Below are 16,641 nucleotides of genomic sequence, written 5' to 3' on the forward strand. Positions count from 1 at the left end.
TTCACCCTCCTCGTCTGTTAGCTGTCGCCGGGGAGTATGTCGCTGTTTGGCTGCGATCAGACTCCGCCGTTACGACCAGCCTGACAAAGTCGCGCAAGCATATCAATTAAAAGGTCTTTTTCACCCGGTTCAAGCAGCGACTCCAGCCCTTGTTCATGTTCTCGCACCCGGTTTTCAATCGTCTGATAAAACGTTTCACCGTGTTCGGTCAGATAGAGTGCGTAGGAACGACGATCATTCAGCGATGGACGGCGCTCCACCAGATCCATTTTCTCCAGCTTGTCGACGGCGGCGACCATCGCCGAGCGGTCGTTGCCTAATGCCTGGGCAATGGCTGTCTGGGTGCGACCAGGATTACGGCTCACCAGTACCAATACGCCAAACAATCCCGGACTGATACCAAGATCCGTACAGGCTTCGGCAAAGCGGTTAAAAAACACCAGTTGGGTGCGACGTAAACGATAGCCAATCAGGTCGTGCAAAATACCAAAATCGAGGGAGTCGGACGATAAATCAGAAGTTGCCATGAGATGCCTGGGGTCTGAACAGCCACTGTGCTGCGTATTAATAAGTCATATCTGGCGGGCAGTATAACAAAAAAGTGTTTGTTTTCCGGGCAATTGTTGTTTGTTAAACAGTTATCAAACAACGGTTTAACACGCGCAATCAAACGACCTGCCACAGACGACGTCTCTGGCAGGCCAGTAAGGTGAACCGGTCAGGAACCGGTTTTTTTCTGATATTTGGTGATCAAGGCGTTGGCCTTGTCGTACAGCGCCTGACCATTAGCACCTTCTTCGGTCATATCGCCAATCCAGGCATCCGTTACTGGCTGCATCATCTGCTTCCAATGGTCTGCCTCAGCGGCTGGCAAGGTGTAGAAATGATTGCCACCCTTGGCGGTAATGTCATAGCCGTGCTGTTCCGACTGATCAAACAAATAACCAATATGACGCGCCAGTTCAATACCGGAGTTGTTGTCGATGACCTTTTTCAGATCAGCTGGCAGTTGTTCGTAGGCCTGTTTGTTCATGCTGAACAGGAAGAACTGGGTATACAGGCCACGATCCCCTTTAACCAGGGTGTGATTGTTGGTCAGCTGGTTGATCTTCATCGGTGCAACCACTTCAAACGGCAGTGCAGCCACATCCAGAATTCCCTTGGCCAGGGCACTGGACATCTGGGTCACCGGCATGAATACAGGGGCAGAACCCATAATACCAAAGGCTTCAGCCATGGCTTTGTTGGGGGCACGCAGCTTCAGGTCTTTCAGGTCTGCAGCAACCTTGATCATGTCACCCCGAGAATGCAGAGAACCCGGCGCGTGGGTGTGCAGGGCCAGTACATGCACATCACTCAGCTCTTCCTGCATCTCTTCTTCGGCGTATTGTTGTAACGCCATACTGGTGGCTTCGGCACTGGCAGCCATGAATGGCAGCTCAAAAGCACCGGCTTTCGGGAAGCGGCCAGGGGTATAACCACCCACCGTCCAGGAAATATCAACAACTCCCTTACGGGCCTGGTCAAACAACTGTGGTGGCTTGCCGCCCAGCTGCATGGCCGGGAAGACGTCGATCTTGATACGCCCACCCGATTCCTTCATTACCTTGTCAGCCCATGGCTGCAGGAAGTCTTTGTGGGCCATCGCCATCGGCGGCAGAAAGTGGTGCAATTTGAACGTATATTCGGGTTCAGCGGCCTGAGCACTCAGAGCAGTCGTCAAGCTGCCCAAAGTCACGCCCAGCGTGATCAGCAGGTTTTTAATCTTCATTATTATTCACACCTTGTTATTTTTATCGATTATTGAAGGGCATCAATCGGATCGTGACGTATCCGAATTGACTCTTGCGATGCCGCTCGTGAACGAGTGTGTCCCGGCTAATTGTTTATGTCAACAACAGTTTAAAGCACATCAATAGACATTGATCGAACTGTCGCGAGCTGTCCTCCTGGCCTCTCCCGTGCAAAGAATGGAGTTATTGGTTGCAAACTGTTGTACTCATAAACTATATTTGAAAACAACAAATATCCGGATGACTGATTTCAGCGGATAACCAACAAGAACAAAGCCGACGAGGCCCGCTCATGAGCAACTACCAACACCTGACATTCAGTGTAGACAATAGTATTGGCCACCTGACCCTGAATCGTCCCAACAAGAAAAACGCCATCAACGACGCCCTGTGCCTGGAGATCGAACAGGTCTTTATCAACATGCCCAAGGACGTCAGCGTTATCCTCTTTTCTGGTAATGGCCCTGAATTCTGCTCCGGCCTGGATCTGTCCGAACACACCGCCCGCGAGCCATTCGAAGTGGTGGTGCATTCCCGTATGTGGCACCGGGTATTCAGCCACATCAGCAACAGTGGTATCCCGATTGTTGCCGCCCTGCACGGTGCCGTGATTGGTGGTGGCCTGGAACTGGCCATCTGCGCTCATGTCCGGGTATCCGATGAAACCACCTTCTATCGTCTGCCAGAAGGTCGCCACGGTATTTTTGTCGGTGGTGGTGCCTCCGTGCGCGTCGCGCAAACCATTGGTCATGGCCGCATGACAGAAATGATGCTGACAGGCCGCACGCTGAATGCCGCAGACGGCGAACGTCTGGGCCTGGCGCACTACGTTGTGCCCAAGGGTACGGCGATGGAAAAAGCCCAGGAGCTGGCAGAAACCATTGCCACCAACTCACGCCTGTCCAACTGGGCCATGGCCTCCGGTCTTGCCCGTATCAACAACATGGCCAGCGACGACGGCCTGTTCACCGAATCCCTGCTGACCGGTATTACCCAGACCAGTGGTGAGGTCAAGGAACGTATCGACGCCTTCCTCAACCGTAAAAAATCATCCTGACAGGTTGGTATGGCACTCATCCAGGTGGATTCAAAGCCGCCCATGAGTGCCCTGCCCAAACCCATCACAGGATCCGCAACAACCGCTGGACCCGAAGCAATCGCTGGAGAAGGAGCGTTATATGAATCTTGCCAATAAACATTGTCTGGTAACCGGTGCCGGTTCTGGCCTGGGTGAAGCGGTTGCCCGCCGCCTGTTGAGCCAGGGTGCCCGCATAACACTGGTCGACATTAATACCGAAGCAGGCACCCGACTGGTGGCCCAACTGGAACAGGACTACCCGAACAGCAGCCTGTTCTGCACCTGTGACATTACCGATGAAGCATCGGTCAGCAGCGCCATCAACCAGGGAACCGACACCTTTGGCAGCCTCTACGGGCTGGTCAACTGCGCCGGAATTCCGGGAGCTGAACGGGTGATTGGCCGTGAAGGCCCGCACCGTCTTTCCTCCTTTGAACGCGCCTTGAAGGTCAACCTGCTCGGCACCTTCAACATGATTCGCCTGTGTGCCGACCAGATGCAGCACAACGAACCGGAATCGACCGGTGAGCGTGGCGTTATCATCAATACCGCCTCCGTCGCAGCTTTTGATGGCCAGATTGGCCAGGCCGGTTATTCCGCCTCCAAGGCGGGTGTGGTCGCCATGACCCTGCCGATTGCCCGAGAGCTGGCCCGTTTTGGCATTCGAGTGATGACCATTGCTCCAGGCCTGTTCAAGACCCCGATGATGGCCGTACTGCCAGAAGAAGTGCAGCAATCGCTCGGCGCTGCCGTGCCATTCCCGCCACGACTGGGTGAGCCGGACGAGTTTGCCCAACTGGTGCAGCAGATTTTTGAAAACTGCATGCTCAACGGCGAAACCATCCGCCTGGATGGCGCTATTCGCATGGCCGCAAAATAGGAAGCATGCGATGAGTGACTACATAGCTCCGCTAAAAGACATGCTGTTCGTACTCGATCTGGTACGCCAGCAAACCGCGATGGATCAGGTTGAAGCCCTGGCCGAATTCACCCCGGACTTTGTTGCTGCGGTACTGGAAGAAGCAGCCAAGTTTGCCAGCGGTGCCCTGTCACCCCTGAACCAGATTGGCGACCAGCAAGGTTGTTCCTTTGACCAGGGCACAGTCACCACTGCGGCCGGCTGGAAAGAAGCCTACCAGCAGTTTTGTGACAATGGCTGGATGGGTCTGGCCATGCCCGAAGCCATTGGTGGCCAAGCGCTGCCCAAGAGTATCGCCCAGCCGGTCAATGAAATGTGGTTGTCGGCCAACCTGGCGTTTGTGATGTTCCACGCCCTGAACCAGGGTGGCAGCGAGATCCTGCTGCATTTTGGCACCGATGAGCAAAAGCAACGCTATCTTGAACCCTTGGCCAGTGGCCAGTGGACCATTGCCATGGCACTGACCGAACCCGGTGCCGGTTCCGACCTCGCCGCGACCACCACCAGGGCCACGCCCGTGGGTGACGGCAGCTATCGCATCAAGGGCCAGAAGATCTTTATCACCTACGGTGAGCACGACATGGCCGAAAACATCGTCCATCTGGTGCTGGCGCGCACGCCAGATGCTCCGGCCGGCAGCCGTGGCATCTCACTGTTTGCCGTCCCAAAATATCGCATTGCCACCGACGGCTCACTGGGGGCCAGCAACGATGTGGTCTGCAGTGGCATTGAACACAAAATGGGCCTGCACGGCAGCCCGACCTGTTCGATGAGCTATGGCGACAACGACGACTGCATTGGCGAGCTGATCGGTGCCGAGAACAAGGGTCTGATGGCGATGTTCGTACTGATGAACGAAGCTCGCCTGAGCACCGGTATGCAAGGGGTAGGCTTTGGTGAACAAAGTTATCAGCACTCCTTGCGCTACGCCCAGGAACGTACCCAGGGCAGCCACTTCCAGAGCGGCGCACGGGTCACTATCAGCCAGCATCCCGATGTGCAGCGCATGTTGCTCTCCATGCACAGTCAAACCATGGGACTGCGGGCATTGGGCTATCTGATTGCGGCCTGGATCGACCTTTCGGAACACAGCGAGGACGACCACCAGCGGCAGCAACTGCGAGAACGGATTGCCTTGCTCACACCGGTCTTCAAGGCCTTCAGTACGGAACAAGGCAACCAGATGAGCTACACCTGCATTCAGGTGTTTGGCGGCATGGGGTTTGTCGAAGAAACCGGGGTTTCCCAGTTTATGCGCGACGCCCGCATCATCACCATTTACGAAGGCACCACCGGTATTCAGGCACGGGATCTGGTGTTCCGCAAGGTTCTCGGAGACCAGGGCGTAGCACTGCAACACCTGCTGCGAGACATCAACCAGGATGCCGATCGCCTGGCAGCCCCTCTGAGTCAACTGCAAGCCAGCCTGATTCGCGCAGGTGCAGCGATTCATGGCCAGTTACGCACGCTGTTGGAGATGGCCGCCAAAGAAAGCGACCAAACCCGACTGCACGCTGGATCGGTGCCGCTACTGGAAGCGCTGGGCTTGCTCTGTGTTGGCTGGCAGTTGGCCTTGTTGGCCAATCAGGCCCATACACGGGGTGACAGCGATGCGGCTTATCACAGCAATATGATTGCCCTCGCACGTTTCTACTTTGCCCATGAAATGCCGCGTATTCACGCACTGATGAGCACCGTAGCCAATGCCGATGACGGCTTGAAAGACTTTGACTTTACTGCTGCCGGGTAACCCCCGACAGCGGTCGTAACAACCGAATAAAAACTCACAAACGATGCGAACAACCATAAAAAGTGCATCAGGGAGCCTCAACATGCTTGCCGATTTCCATCCTGTCCATGTAGTGAATCATCCTGTCGACGTTGAACAGCGCGAGGATGGCAGCCGCGTTATCCGCTCGATCGGCGAACTGTGTGACTACCCGGAGCGCATCACCGACCGACTCGATCACTGGGCCGAGCACACGCCGGATCAGCTGTTTGTCTGCCAGCGCCCGCTGTCCGGCGCAGATCATAACCATTGGCAAACCCTCAGCTATGCCGAAACCCGTACGCAAGTACGTGCCATCGCCCAATGGCTGCTGGATTTACGCATCGATGGGGAACCCCTGAGCCAGGAACGACCGATTATCATCCTGTCTGGCAACAGCAGCGAACACCTGTTGCTGGCGCTGGCGGCCATGTACGTTGGTATTCCATACGCGCCCATTTCCACCGCCTACTCCACGATTTCTACCGACTTCGGCAAGCTGCGCCACATTGTCGACGTACTGACGCCCGGACTGGTGTTTGTCGACAATCTCGGGCCTTATCGTGATGCCATCGACGCCGTCCTGCCTGGTTTGCCGGTGGTGTCGGTGATTTCCGAACACAGCACCGATAACCTGCAAGGTCAACTGACCGCGTTTGAAACGCTGCAAAGCACCGCTGCGACCAGCGCCGTTGATCAGGCCAACCAGACGGTCACCGCCAGCAGCATCGCCAAATTCCTCTTTACCTCCGGCTCCACCGGCATGCCCAAGGGCGTAATCAACACCCAGAAAATGCTCTGCTCCAACCAGGCCATGCTGGCCAGCGTCCTGGCCTTTGTACAGCAGCAACCACCGGTCGTGGTCGACTGGCTACCGTGGAACCATACCTTTGGGGGCAACCATAACGTTGGCCTGGTGCTGTTTAACGGCGGTTCGCTCTATATCGATCAGGGCAAACCCGTTCCCAAGGCCATGCCCATCACACTGGACAACCTGCGCGACATTTCCCCGACCGTCTATTTCAACGTCCCCAAGGGGTTTGAATTACTGGCGCAAGCACTGAAGGAAAACCCCGACGTTGCCGCCAATTTTTACCGCAACCTGAACGTGATGTACTTTGCCGGTGCCGGTCTGGCCCAGCATGTATGGGACTCTCTGGATGCGCTGGCGATACAGTACACCGGCAAAAAAGTACCGATGCTGACCGGCCTGGGTTCTACCGAAACCGGCCCGGCAGCCTTGTTTGCATCCATTGAAGAATGTGCATCCGGCGTGGTCGGCGTACCGGCTCCAGGCACCGAAATCAAACTGGTGCCCAACGGTGGCAAACTGGAAGCCCGTATCCGTGGCCTCAGCATTACACCGGGATACTGGCGTGATGCCGACAAAACCGCCAAGGCCTATGACGAAGAAGGCTTCTATTGCCTCGGTGATGCCTTGAAGTTTATTGATGAAAAGCAGCCCAATCGCGGCTTTTACTTCGACGGCCGGGTATCGGAAGACTTCAAACTGGATACCGGCACCTGGGTCAGCGTTGGCACCCTGCGGCCATTTGTGATCCACCATTGCGCGCCCTACGTGCAGGATCTGGTGGTGGCGGGTCGCGACCGTGGCTATATTTCGGTTCTGGTGTTCCCCGACCTGGCTCAACTGCACAAGCTGACCGAACTGCCAGCCGATGCCAGTGCCAGCGAACTGGTATCGCATCCACGCACACGCGAGGTATTTGAACGCCTGCTCGGTGAAATGGCAGCCTCCTCAACCGGTAGCTCTACCCGTGTTCAGCGACTGGTGATTGAAGCCCGGCCACCGCAACTGGACGCCCACGAGATTACCGACAAAGGCTCTATCAACCAGAATGCGGTGTTGACCAATCGGGCCGACACCGTCGAAAAGTTGTATGCCGCCGAACCGGAAGCCGGGATTATTTGCCTGTAATCAATGGCTGTAATCAATGGCTTTTGCCAAGGCATTTTAGCAGGCGTTACATGGCGGGCACGATCCGTCATGTAACGCAGGCATCAGCTTAAAACCCTTCCAGCACAATTTTCCCAACCGCCTGATGGCTCTCAAGATAAGCATGAGCACGTTTGAGATTGGCGGCATTGATCGTACCGTAATGCTCACCCAGCGTGGTTTTAAGCACACCGTCGTCAACCAGACGGGCTACCTCGGTAAGTAACTCATGCTGCTTGTACATATCCCAGGTAGCAAACATCGAACGGGTAAACATCAGCTCCCAGTGCAGCGAAATGGACTTGCGCTTGAGCTTCATAATATCGATTGGCCCTTGTGGATCATCGATCAGCGCCAGCTTGCCTTGTGGTGCCAGTACCTCGACCAGCTGATCAAAATGCTGATCGGTATGCGTCAGGCTAATCACATGAGTAACGCTGTCGATACCCACCGCCTGCAACTGCGGTAACAGCGGCTGGTGATGGTTAATCACATGGTCAGCCCCCAGTTCCTTCACCCAATGCTCGCTCTGTGGCCGCGAAGCCGTACCAATCACCGTCGCGCGAGTCAGCCGCGCGGCCAACTGGGTCAGAATCGATCCCACCCCACCCGCAGCCCCCATAATCAGGATAACCGGCGCTGGCGCAGCGGCATCCGCGTCACTGGCAACCGTCTCCGCAGATGGCAGCAACGGCGTAAAACCCAGCCGGGCGAACAGCAGTTCCCAGGCGGTAATCGCCGTGAGAGGCATCGCCGCCGCTTCGACATTCCACAAGGTGGTTGGCCGGATGGCGACAATCCGTTCATCCACCAGCTGAAATTCGGCATTGGAACCCGAACGGGTAATATCCCCGGCGTACCACACCGCATCACCCACCTTGAACAACGTTACCTGGTCTCCAATTGCGACCACTTCGCCTACCGCATCCCACCCCAACACCTTGTACTGCCCGGCCTCGGCAGCAGCCGATGAGCGTACCTTGGTATCCACCGGGTTGACCGAAACCGCCTGCACTTTTACCAGCACATCGCGGCCCGTGGCAGTCGGCATGGGCAACTCGATATCAACCAGGGCGTCGGGTTCCTGAATGGCCCGGGGTTGCAAATAACCAACAGCTTTCATGTCTGATCCTCTCTGATGTCTGCGAACAGATGCCGGTTGTTGCTGACGGTGGGCAGCGTACGGCGATGGCCTATTATTCCCAGCCAAACCCGTGCTATAAACGGGGCAATACCACACTCTTAGTCAAAAAATATTTGATAATGAACACCAAAGACCTCGTCCTGTTTGTGCGTACCGCCGACAGCGGCAGCATCACCCGTGCCGCTGAACAGTTGGACATCACAACCGCCGCTGCCAGCGCCGCACTCAAACGACTGGAACAGCAGCTCAAGGTGCAATTGTTTATCCGCTCAACGCGGCAATTACGCATCAGCGCCGAAGGCGAACGGTTTCTGGTGTATTGTCGCAAGGCACTGGCGGAGCTGGACGCCGGGCGGGCATCCATTCATGCGCTGGCTGGCAAGGTTGCCGGAGAACTGAGAATTTCCGCTCCGTCCGATATTGGCCGGAACCTGCTACCCAGGTGGATCGACGACATCATGGAGCAACACCCGGACTTGTCCATCCACCTGCTGCTGGGTGATGCGGTAGCCGATTTTTATATGGACAGGATCAACCTCGCCATTCGTTACGGCAATCAGCAGGATTCATCTTTGGTGGCGTTCAAACTGGCCACGATTGATCGGGTGGTGTGCGCCTCACCGGCCTATCTGCGCCGGTTTGGTACACCTCAGACACCTGCCGACCTGCTGCAACACAATTGCCTGCTGTTTCAGCTCAACAACCGTACCCACGATGTCTGGGAATTTATTGCCGCGAAACCAACACCAGCCAATTCAACAACAGCCAATTCAACAACAGCCAATTCAACAACAGCCAATTCAACAACAGTAAAAAACAGCGCCACCACTGCGACAGAACACCACCACGAGCACCACCACGAGCACCACCATGAACGTATTCGCGTACGCAGTAACCGCTGCGCCAACGACGGTGAAATGGTACGCCGCTGGGCACTGGCAGGCCGCGGCATCGCCTACAAATCGCGGCTCGACATCAACGACGACCTGCGCACCGGACGCCTGGTGAGGATATTACCGCAATACCAATCCGACCCAATCGACCTCAACCTGGTCTCCCCTGGCCGTCAACAAATCACCCCCGCCGCCTTACTGTTACGGGATATCCTGCGACAAAAATTTGCCGAAGTGCTGGCACTCGAACAAGGCTGAACCCAGACACTCACTACAACACCCAGGTTGCTAGCGGATCACCCAACGCTAACCGGCTTGTCAGTTAACCCCGACAACCCCTCGCGACAGCTTGCCAAGGTATTCCACGATCAGCTGCTTATAGTACTGGGGACATCTATTTCATCCTGCACGGCTCTGCGCGAGTGCCGCCGCCGTCCAGAGCCAAGAGGATCACATAGATGATCCCACGACATAGATACTCTCAATACTTGTTATAGCGCTCTCATGTATTGCCATTACAAATCCAGCCCGAACTCCCCCACGCTGTGATCCAGCCCGGTTACCCAGTCCCGAATAAACTCACGCACTTTCTGGCTGTCGGGCCGTTCGCTATCTTGCCTGCGCGACCAGAGGGCTATATCGCGGCGGGCGCTGGTCTGGCCTTCGACTTGTATCATTTGTTGTGGATCAATTTCGGTCGTCATCAAGGCCAGCCGTGCGGGCAGGCGCACCAGCATACTGGTGGTGTTAAGCAGATGAATCACTGAACGAATGCCTCCAGTAAAAGCGATCCGGGCGGCTTGTTGCGCCGCCGGGTCTTCTACCCCAGACAAAAATCCGGCGCTGGCTCCGGCGATAAGCCAGCGTTGTTGTTCCAGGACGTCGGGGGAAATCGGTTGCTGGCTGCCCAGTAATCGGGATTGTTTGCCGACAAACACGCCGGAGCGGTCACGGAATACCACTTCCCGCTGCAGTGCTCCCTGGCTGCCGGAGGCATGGGCAACAGACAAGTGTGCGGGGGCCAGCAGAAAGTCGAGCTCTCCGCCCTGCATCCATTCGATCTGGGTGGCGGCAGAGCCAACCCGGCAATGAAACACGTAACGGTTCTGGCTTAAAAAGCCGCTGGTCATCTCTGCCACGGTGGCGTATTCCCATAATGGGTCGATGCCAATGGCGAACTGGTTGTCGTAACCGCTGTGCCATTGGCGAATAACCTCGTCACCCTGTTCGGTTTCGGCCAGTATCCGTTCGCCAATTTGTGCCAGTCGGGCACCTATTTCTGTGGGTATCATGCCGTAGCGGGTGCGGGCCAGCACCGGTGCCCCTACCCGCATTTCCAATTGCTGCAGGGAGCGGGTCAGAGTCGGTTGGGTAATAAACAGCTGTTCAGCAGCAGCACTGATCGATCCTTGTTTAACGACCATCGCCAATTGTTTGAGCAGGTTGGGGTTCATATATGTGTTTTCTTTGCATCTAAACCTAAAAACCGATTTTTCCTGATAACTTGCGGCGGGTAAAGTGCTATGGCTGATTCATCAAAATAATCCATACAATCGAATAGCAGGGGTGTGCGTGCGCCGTCACCCCGCTTCAGGAGCACATCATGCAATTCCATCTCAATGGTTTTCATCCCGGCGATCCTCGTTTTTCCGATCCACAGGATGCCGTTGTAGTACCACCGATCAAACGTCCTCTGCCTGAGTGTGTTGATGTGTTGATCGTTGGCTGTGGCCCTGCCGGGCTGAATCTGGCGGCGCAGCTGTCGCAGTTTGGCGATATTTCGGTCGCCATCGTTGACCAGAAAGACGACCGTCTGCTGGTCGGTCAGGCTGACGGTATCGCTTGCCGTACCATTGAGATGTTCCAGGCTTACGGCTTTGCCGATCAGATTATTCAGGAAGCCTATCAGGTCAGCGAAGCGGCATTCTGGAAGCCGGATGCCAACAAACCGCATGAGATTGCTCGTAGCGGCAAGGTGCCGGATGTTGAAGATGATCTGTCTGAGATGCCGCACCTGATCATCAACCAGGCCCGTGTTCACGATATGTTTCTGGATGTGATGCGCCAAGGCCCTGGCAAGGTGGAGCCGCACTACCAGCGTAAATTGCTGGGCCTGGAGGTCGACCCGGAAGGCGGCGAGTATCCGGTCACGGTCAAGCTGGAGCGCGGTGTCAACTATTCCCAGTACAGCCAGGAAATCGAGACCGTTAAAGCCAAATATGTCGTCGGTTGTGATGGTGCCCGTTCCAGCGTGCGCAGTGCGATTGGTCAGGAGCTGGTCGGCGATGCTCTCAACCAGGCCTGGGGTGTGATGGATGTGCTGTTGAATACCGATTTCCCGGATATTCGCCTGAAGTCGCTGATTCACTCCAACAACGAAGGCAATATGCTGATCATCCCGCGTGAGGGTGGTTACATGGCACGGTTGTACATCGAGCTGGACAAACTCAAGGAGAATGAGCGCGTCGCCCGTGACGAGATGACTGCCGACGTACTGATTGCTGGCGCTAACCGCATCATGCAGCCTTACACCATTGATGTGAAAGAGGTAGCCTGGTGGAGTGTGTACGAGATTGGTCAGCGTATTACCACGGCCTTTGATGATTCCACTAACGATCGTTCGGCACGGGTTTTTCTGGCGGGTGATGCCTGTCACACCCACAGCCCGAAAGCCGGTCAGGGCTTGAACACGTCGGTGATGGATACCTGGAACCTGGGCTGGAAACTGGCTCACGTTCTGACCGGTCTGGCCGAAGAGGATCTGTTAAAAACCTATTCTGCCGAGCGGCGTGAGTATGGTCAGGCGCTGATCGATTTCGACCGCGAGTTCTCCAGAATGTTTAGCGCCAAACCGAAGTCAGCCGATAACCCGGACGGAGTCGATCCAGCCGAATTCCAGCGTTATTTCCAGCTGTTTGGCAAATACACCGCAGGCGTTTCGATCCAGTACAAGCCATCCATTATGGTGTCTGACGGCCAGCATCAGCATCTGGCCAGCGGCCTGACCGTCGGCAAACGCTTCCACTCGGCTCCGGTTGTTCGCCACGGCGATGCCAAACCGGTACAGCTGGGTCACTGCCATACCGCCAATGGCGCGTATCGTATTTATGCCTTCGGCGGCAGTGCAGACGCAATGTCGGATCAGTGTGGCGTCAAAGCCTTGTGTGAATTTCTTGCCAACGATGCCAGCTCACCGCTGCAGCAATACACCCCGGCAGGAGCCGATGCCGACGCCGTAATCGATGTACGAGCGGTGTTTAACCAGCACCACCAGGCAGTGGAAACCGGCACCATTCATCCGGTACTGGCACCACAAAAGGGTAAGTATGGCCTGCGCGACCACGAGAAAGTGTTCTGTGCCGATCACCGCCCTGAATCTTCCGGCGGTGGCAAAAATGTCTATGACATGCGCGGCATCAACAAGGAACAGGGCTGTATTGTTATCGTACGGCCAGATCAGTACGTAGCTGACGTACTGCCACTGGATGATTACGCCAGTCTGACAGCCTTTTTTAACGGCGTGTTGAAGTAAGTACCCGCCCGCAGTTCTCTACATCCCGGTGAGTGATGACTCACCGGGATTTTTTATTGCTATCCCGCTATCCTCTACTGCCTCCCAACATTCTGATCAGATCCGTTTAAACAACGCGGAACGTTCTCCGTCTCCGGCACCATCAGCGGCAGTGACGAATTTTTCCATATGAATATCCCGCTCAAATACCCGCCCTTGCATCAGGGTGGTGATGGCAGCGTCGATCATCGGTGGCGGCCCGCACAGGTAGGCTTTGTTGCCACGGAGTTTGCCGTCGAAGTACTGATTGGCGGCGTCATGCACGTAACCGGTCAGGCCTTGCCAATCATCATCAGCCTCGGGGGCGCTGAGTACCGGGATATAATGAAAGTTGTCGTGCTGTTGATCGAGTTGTTCAAACAACGAGCGGTTGTACAGTTCGCCCAGGTTACGTGCCCCCTGAAACAGATACATCGGGCGTGGATCTTCCGACACCAGCAAGTCGAGAATCATCGACTGCGGACTGGAAAGGCCGGAGCCACCAGCAATAAAGATCGCGCCGCCGCCATCCGATTTACGCACAAAGAACTGTCCATACGGGCCGGAGACGGTGAGTTTGTCACCCACCTTCATTTCCTGGTGAATCCAGCCGGTGCCAGCACCGCCCTCCACCAATCGAACATGCAACTCCAGTTCGTTTGCCAGCGAGGGGTTGTTGGCGATAGAAAACGCCCGCGTGCCTTCAACACCAGGAATCAACAGGTTAATGTACTGTCCGGCCTGGAAGCTCATTTCGCGGTCGAGTTTGAAATGCACGCCTTTGATGGTGGGTGACAAATCCATAATCTTGACCACTTCGGCTTGGTAATCTTCCACCGGGTAACCGGCAAAGTCGTCATCGACGTCGATGTCGGCTTCCACCACCATATCGCTTTCAGGAATAGCGCAGCAGGCGAGGATTTTGCCTTCGTCACGCTCCATATCCATCAGCGCAAACGACGAGGCTTCGCCCACATCCACGTCGCCTTCCAATACCTGGATCTTGCAGGTGGCACAGGTGCCATGACCGCAGGCGAAAGGCAACCAGACCCCCTGACGCAAGGCAGCATCAAGAATGGTTTGGCCTTCTTCCACATCAATCTGGTCACCGGTCGGTTCGATGGTCACGCGATAACTCATGGTTAAACCCCCGCACCCATAAAGCCTTTCAGCTCCGGCGTCACCAACCGCAGCAGGGATTTGTGGGTAATCCCTTGCGGCGTAATGGCTTTGTCCAGATCCGGGGTGAATGGTTGGCCATCCAGCAGCCAGCTGGCCGTGTCCCAGTTAATGTCCGTCCATTCAGGATGCTCGCCAAACACGCCAGCCATGTTTTCATCCCGCAATGCACGAAAGCTGGTCGTCGGCGACACCATAAAGGTGAAGGCGGAACAGAACAGTAGATGCTGATCCCAACCGATGTACACCAATTGGTTGCCGTGAAAATTTTCGATACGATCTCGAACTTCGCCGATGTACTCGGCGGCGGTGGTTTTTACAGTCATATTGTTATTCTCTTATCTGGAGCCTGACATCTGCTGTCAGACTCGGTGTTGTTTTTCCGCTGGGATGGGCTCCGTCCCTGTCCGTTTCTCTCCTGTCCCTGGCGCCACCACATCCGGCGGGGTCAGGCTGATTTCCATTCCTTCCAGCGTTGTTCGTCTGGCGAACCCTTCATATCGAGGTTGTCGACACCGACGTCCATGCCGTAGTACTCGCGCATGACGGTTTCCAGATCAGCACCACCGCAGTTGCCTTGCAGGATCTGGTGCACCGGCAGCCAGGACTGGACGTATTTTTCTGGCTCGTCATCAAAGATGTCCTTACAGCCATCCGAGCAGAAGTGGTACTTGTCGCCGTTGTATTCAGAACTGCGATAAACCAACTGGGTTGGGTCATCCATTTCTGTGTTGAGCATCGCCACCTGACAGGTGTTGCATAATTGTGGCAGCCCTTTGGAGTAGAATCGTTTGCCTTCTGCTTCCATCTTTTTGGCCAGCTCCCAGCGTGGACGGTAGTACTTGTCGAAGGTGTCCGGGTATTTCTCACTGAGCCAGTCCAGCTCGGTAGCGGTCGGAATCCAGGTATGGAAGCCGGCGGCTTCACCGAAGTTGTAGAAATTCCACCAGGTCTGATGCGACATATGATCCATCTGTGCGGTGGCGATATCGGCGTACTTCGGCGGACGAATACCATAACGGGCGAGATCCTTGAACAAGGCACCGCCTGCTTCTTCAAAGTAAACCTCCCAGGCTTCGCGCCAACTCATCACTTTGTTGGGCAGCATGTAGTCCATCATCATGGCAACAATCCCCAGCACTCGGGTGCCGCGCCAAAACCATTTGTCGACCCACTTCTGTACGATGGGGACGTTGTCTTCATGCTGCTCCAGCAGGAACTTGATCACTTCCAGGCCCAGAGTCATATGGCGGGCTTCGTCCGACTGGGAAGAAAAACCAAACGTGACGGTGGCCATATCGCCGTTATAGGCAGCACCCGACATAAACGGCACAAACAACAGATTGGTGAGCACGTATTCGAAGCTGAACGAAATCGCTACCAGAAATTCAAACGGGCCAGCCGCACGGGCATCGTGGAAGAAAGAGACCGGTACCGACATGTACCAAACCTTGTCCTGCATGCCAGACCAGTTGTGCAGACCATCGAAGTACTTGTTGTAATGGCTCATGGCATGCACCTGGGTCTGCACATGCCGTAACTCATCGATCGACTGCATCTGGCAAGCAACCCGTGCCCCAACGCCGCCAAACTGGCGACCAACATGCGCAAAACCCTGGAAGGCCTGATATTCCACCGGCGTCACGCCGCCCAAAAATACTTTGAGTGCGTTGACGTATTTCGGATCAGAAATATTCAAATGGCCGTTATTCTGGGCAAAAGCATCGAGAATGGCGTACAGCTTTTTCTCTTTTTCTGACTGGTATTTCCAGTAGGAATCCATGGTCAGACGAAATGGGTCTTCCCATTTCGACCAGTCGGTAATCTTGATGCCTTCAAATTCTTCATACGGAAAGGCTTGCTTGCGATCCTGATAGGAAAACTCCCAGTCGAGATCACGGGTCAGCATTTTGTATTTGTCTTTCATATTGAGCTTTTTGGTCGCCATGGTGTGGCCCCTTTTTTATTTTTCAGGTCGAACGTTGCCTGAGGCAGACGCTCGGCGCGTTGTTGTTTTGTGCTGTCACTCTGGCTGTTGGGCCATACCAAAAGTCATGCCCAACACCGTCACAGCACTGGCGCTGATTACTGGTTCCAGGTCAGAGTAAAGGCGTCTTCGTCTTCCTCAACGTTGCCACCAATGGTGATCAAGCTCAGCGACAGTTCCTGCACATCCCAATCGCGGCCGAGTTTTTCTTCCACGGTTGCGCGCTTAACAATCAACTGGTGTTCGTTTTCGATGCGAATCATCGCGGGCATGTACTGCACCGTAACGTCCGGGTTATCTGCTTCAATGGCTTCCACCAGGTAATGGGAAACGTCGTTATCCTGCAGGGCGATATACACCTTGGTCATAGTGG

14 protein-coding genes are annotated in these 16,641 nt (G+C 55.3%); 6 read left to right on the forward strand and 8 right to left on the reverse strand.

Annotated features, from left to right (window positions below; translation table 11 throughout):
• Window positions 1–56: 56 nt before the first annotated feature.
• Both SOJ49_RS17470 and SOJ49_RS17475 read right to left on the reverse strand, forming a co-directional pair.
• The gene (locus tag SOJ49_RS17470; RefSeq protein WP_369855761.1) at window positions 57–527 is read right to left on the reverse strand and encodes a MarR family winged helix-turn-helix transcriptional regulator; all 471 of its coding nucleotides are present in this window, start codon (window positions 525–527) and stop codon (window positions 57–59) included.
• A gap of 191 nt (window positions 528–718) precedes the next feature.
• On the reverse strand, window positions 719–1,771 hold the full coding sequence (locus SOJ49_RS17475; protein WP_369855762.1) for a TRAP transporter substrate-binding protein: 1,053 nt from the start codon (window positions 1,769–1,771) through the stop codon (window positions 719–721).
• Window positions 1,772–2,085: 314 nt separating this feature from the next.
• Here SOJ49_RS17475 and SOJ49_RS17480 point away from each other — a divergent pair, with 314 nt between their 5' ends.
• The 4 genes from SOJ49_RS17480 to SOJ49_RS17495 all read left to right on the forward strand — a co-directional run bounded on the left by SOJ49_RS17480 (window position 2,086) and on the right by SOJ49_RS17495 (window position 7,497).
• Window positions 2,086–2,850 carry a crotonase/enoyl-CoA hydratase family protein gene (locus SOJ49_RS17480; RefSeq protein WP_369855763.1) on the forward strand — a complete coding sequence of 255 codons (765 nt, stop codon included), beginning with the start codon at window positions 2,086–2,088 and terminating at the stop codon, window positions 2,848–2,850.
• Window positions 2,851–2,971: 121 nt separating this feature from the next.
• Window positions 2,972–3,751, forward strand: a complete 780-nt coding sequence (locus SOJ49_RS17485; RefSeq protein ID WP_369855764.1) for a 3-hydroxyacyl-CoA dehydrogenase — start codon at window positions 2,972–2,974, stop codon at window positions 3,749–3,751.
• A 10-nt stretch (window positions 3,752–3,761) separates the two neighbouring features.
• Window positions 3,762–5,540: an acyl-CoA dehydrogenase gene (locus tag SOJ49_RS17490; protein ID WP_369855765.1), complete on the forward strand. Its 1,779-nt coding sequence runs from the start codon at window positions 3,762–3,764 to the stop codon at window positions 5,538–5,540.
• Window positions 5,541–5,622: 82 nt separating this feature from the next.
• Entirely contained in the window at window positions 5,623–7,497 is a 1,875-nt protein-coding gene (locus SOJ49_RS17495; protein ID WP_369855766.1) for a feruloyl-CoA synthase, read from the forward strand.
• 88 nt (window positions 7,498–7,585) lie between these two features.
• Here SOJ49_RS17495 and SOJ49_RS17500 read toward each other — a convergent pair whose 3' ends face one another.
• Entirely contained in the window at window positions 7,586–8,638 is a 1,053-nt protein-coding gene (locus tag SOJ49_RS17500) for a zinc-binding alcohol dehydrogenase family protein (RefSeq protein ID WP_369855767.1), read from the reverse strand.
• 140 nt (window positions 8,639–8,778) lie between these two features.
• On the opposite strand from SOJ49_RS17500, the gene SOJ49_RS17505 reads away from it, so the two are divergent.
• The gene (locus tag SOJ49_RS17505) at window positions 8,779–9,810 is read left to right on the forward strand and encodes a LysR family transcriptional regulator (protein WP_369855768.1); all 1,032 of its coding nucleotides are present in this window, start codon (window positions 8,779–8,781) and stop codon (window positions 9,808–9,810) included.
• A 257-nt stretch (window positions 9,811–10,067) separates the two neighbouring features.
• Here SOJ49_RS17505 and SOJ49_RS17510 read toward each other — a convergent pair whose 3' ends face one another.
• On the reverse strand, window positions 10,068–11,006 hold the full coding sequence (locus SOJ49_RS17510) for a LysR family transcriptional regulator (protein WP_369855769.1): 939 nt from the start codon (window positions 11,004–11,006) through the stop codon (window positions 10,068–10,070).
• A 149-nt stretch (window positions 11,007–11,155) separates the two neighbouring features.
• On the opposite strand from SOJ49_RS17510, the gene SOJ49_RS17515 reads away from it, so the two are divergent.
• Window positions 11,156–13,084, forward strand: coding sequence for an FAD-dependent monooxygenase (locus tag SOJ49_RS17515; RefSeq protein ID WP_369855770.1), 1,929 nt, complete (start codon window positions 11,156–11,158; stop codon window positions 13,082–13,084).
• 96 nt (window positions 13,085–13,180) lie between these two features.
• Here the strand turns inward: SOJ49_RS17515 and SOJ49_RS17520 are convergent, their stop codons facing one another.
• The 4 genes from SOJ49_RS17520 to SOJ49_RS17535 form a co-directional block, all read right to left on the reverse strand.
• A complete protein-coding gene (locus tag SOJ49_RS17520) occupies window positions 13,181–14,242 on the reverse strand; it encodes an NADH:ubiquinone reductase (Na(+)-transporting) subunit F (RefSeq protein ID WP_369855771.1) in 1,062 nt (353 codons plus the stop codon).
• Between the two features lie 2 nt (window positions 14,243–14,244).
• Window positions 14,245–14,607, reverse strand: coding sequence for a phenol hydroxylase subunit P4 (locus tag SOJ49_RS17525; RefSeq protein ID WP_369855772.1), 363 nt, complete (start codon window positions 14,605–14,607; stop codon window positions 14,245–14,247).
• 122 nt (window positions 14,608–14,729) lie between these two features.
• Window positions 14,730–16,229, reverse strand: a complete 1,500-nt coding sequence (locus SOJ49_RS17530; RefSeq protein WP_369855773.1) for an aromatic/alkene/methane monooxygenase hydroxylase/oxygenase subunit alpha — start codon at window positions 16,227–16,229, stop codon at window positions 14,730–14,732.
• A gap of 137 nt (window positions 16,230–16,366) precedes the next feature.
• Entirely contained in the window at window positions 16,367–16,636 is a 270-nt protein-coding gene (locus tag SOJ49_RS17535; RefSeq protein ID WP_369855774.1) for an MmoB/DmpM family protein, read from the reverse strand.
• Window positions 16,637–16,641: the final 5 nt, after the last annotated feature.

Source organism: Candidatus Thalassolituus haligoni (assembly GCF_041222825.1).
In the GTDB taxonomy this organism is placed as follows: Bacteria; Pseudomonadota; Gammaproteobacteria; order Pseudomonadales; family Oceanobacteraceae; genus Oceanobacter; species Oceanobacter antarcticus.

Bases quoted from the DNA above. Each gene is read 5' to 3' on its own strand.
- SOJ49_RS17470 (WP_369855761.1), bottom strand. From the start codon at position 527: ATGGCAACTTCTGATTTATCGTCCGACTCCCTCGATTTTGGTATTTTG.
- SOJ49_RS17475 (WP_369855762.1), bottom strand. From the start codon at position 1,771: ATGAAGATTAAAAACCTGCTGATCACGCTGGGCGTGACTTTGGGCAGC.
- SOJ49_RS17480 (WP_369855763.1), top strand. From the start codon at position 2,086: ATGAGCAACTACCAACACCTGACATTCAGTGTAGACAATAGTATTGGC.
- SOJ49_RS17485 (WP_369855764.1), top strand. From the start codon at position 2,972: ATGAATCTTGCCAATAAACATTGTCTGGTAACCGGTGCCGGTTCTGGC.
- SOJ49_RS17490 (WP_369855765.1), top strand. From the start codon at position 3,762: ATGAGTGACTACATAGCTCCGCTAAAAGACATGCTGTTCGTACTCGAT.
- SOJ49_RS17495 (WP_369855766.1), top strand. From the start codon at position 5,623: ATGCTTGCCGATTTCCATCCTGTCCATGTAGTGAATCATCCTGTCGAC.
- SOJ49_RS17500 (WP_369855767.1), bottom strand. From the start codon at position 8,638: ATGAAAGCTGTTGGTTATTTGCAACCCCGGGCCATTCAGGAACCCGAC.
- SOJ49_RS17505 (WP_369855768.1), top strand. From the start codon at position 8,779: ATGAACACCAAAGACCTCGTCCTGTTTGTGCGTACCGCCGACAGCGGC.
- SOJ49_RS17510 (WP_369855769.1), bottom strand. From the start codon at position 11,006: ATGAACCCCAACCTGCTCAAACAATTGGCGATGGTCGTTAAACAAGGA.
- SOJ49_RS17515 (WP_369855770.1), top strand. From the start codon at position 11,156: ATGCAATTCCATCTCAATGGTTTTCATCCCGGCGATCCTCGTTTTTCC.
- SOJ49_RS17520 (WP_369855771.1), bottom strand. From the start codon at position 14,242: ATGAGTTATCGCGTGACCATCGAACCGACCGGTGACCAGATTGATGTG.
- SOJ49_RS17525 (WP_369855772.1), bottom strand. From the start codon at position 14,607: ATGACTGTAAAAACCACCGCCGCCGAGTACATCGGCGAAGTTCGAGAT.
- SOJ49_RS17530 (WP_369855773.1), bottom strand. From the start codon at position 16,229: ATGGCGACCAAAAAGCTCAATATGAAAGACAAATACAAAATGCTGACC.
- SOJ49_RS17535 (WP_369855774.1), bottom strand. From the start codon at position 16,636: ATGACCAAGGTGTATATCGCCCTGCAGGATAACGACGTTTCCCATTAC.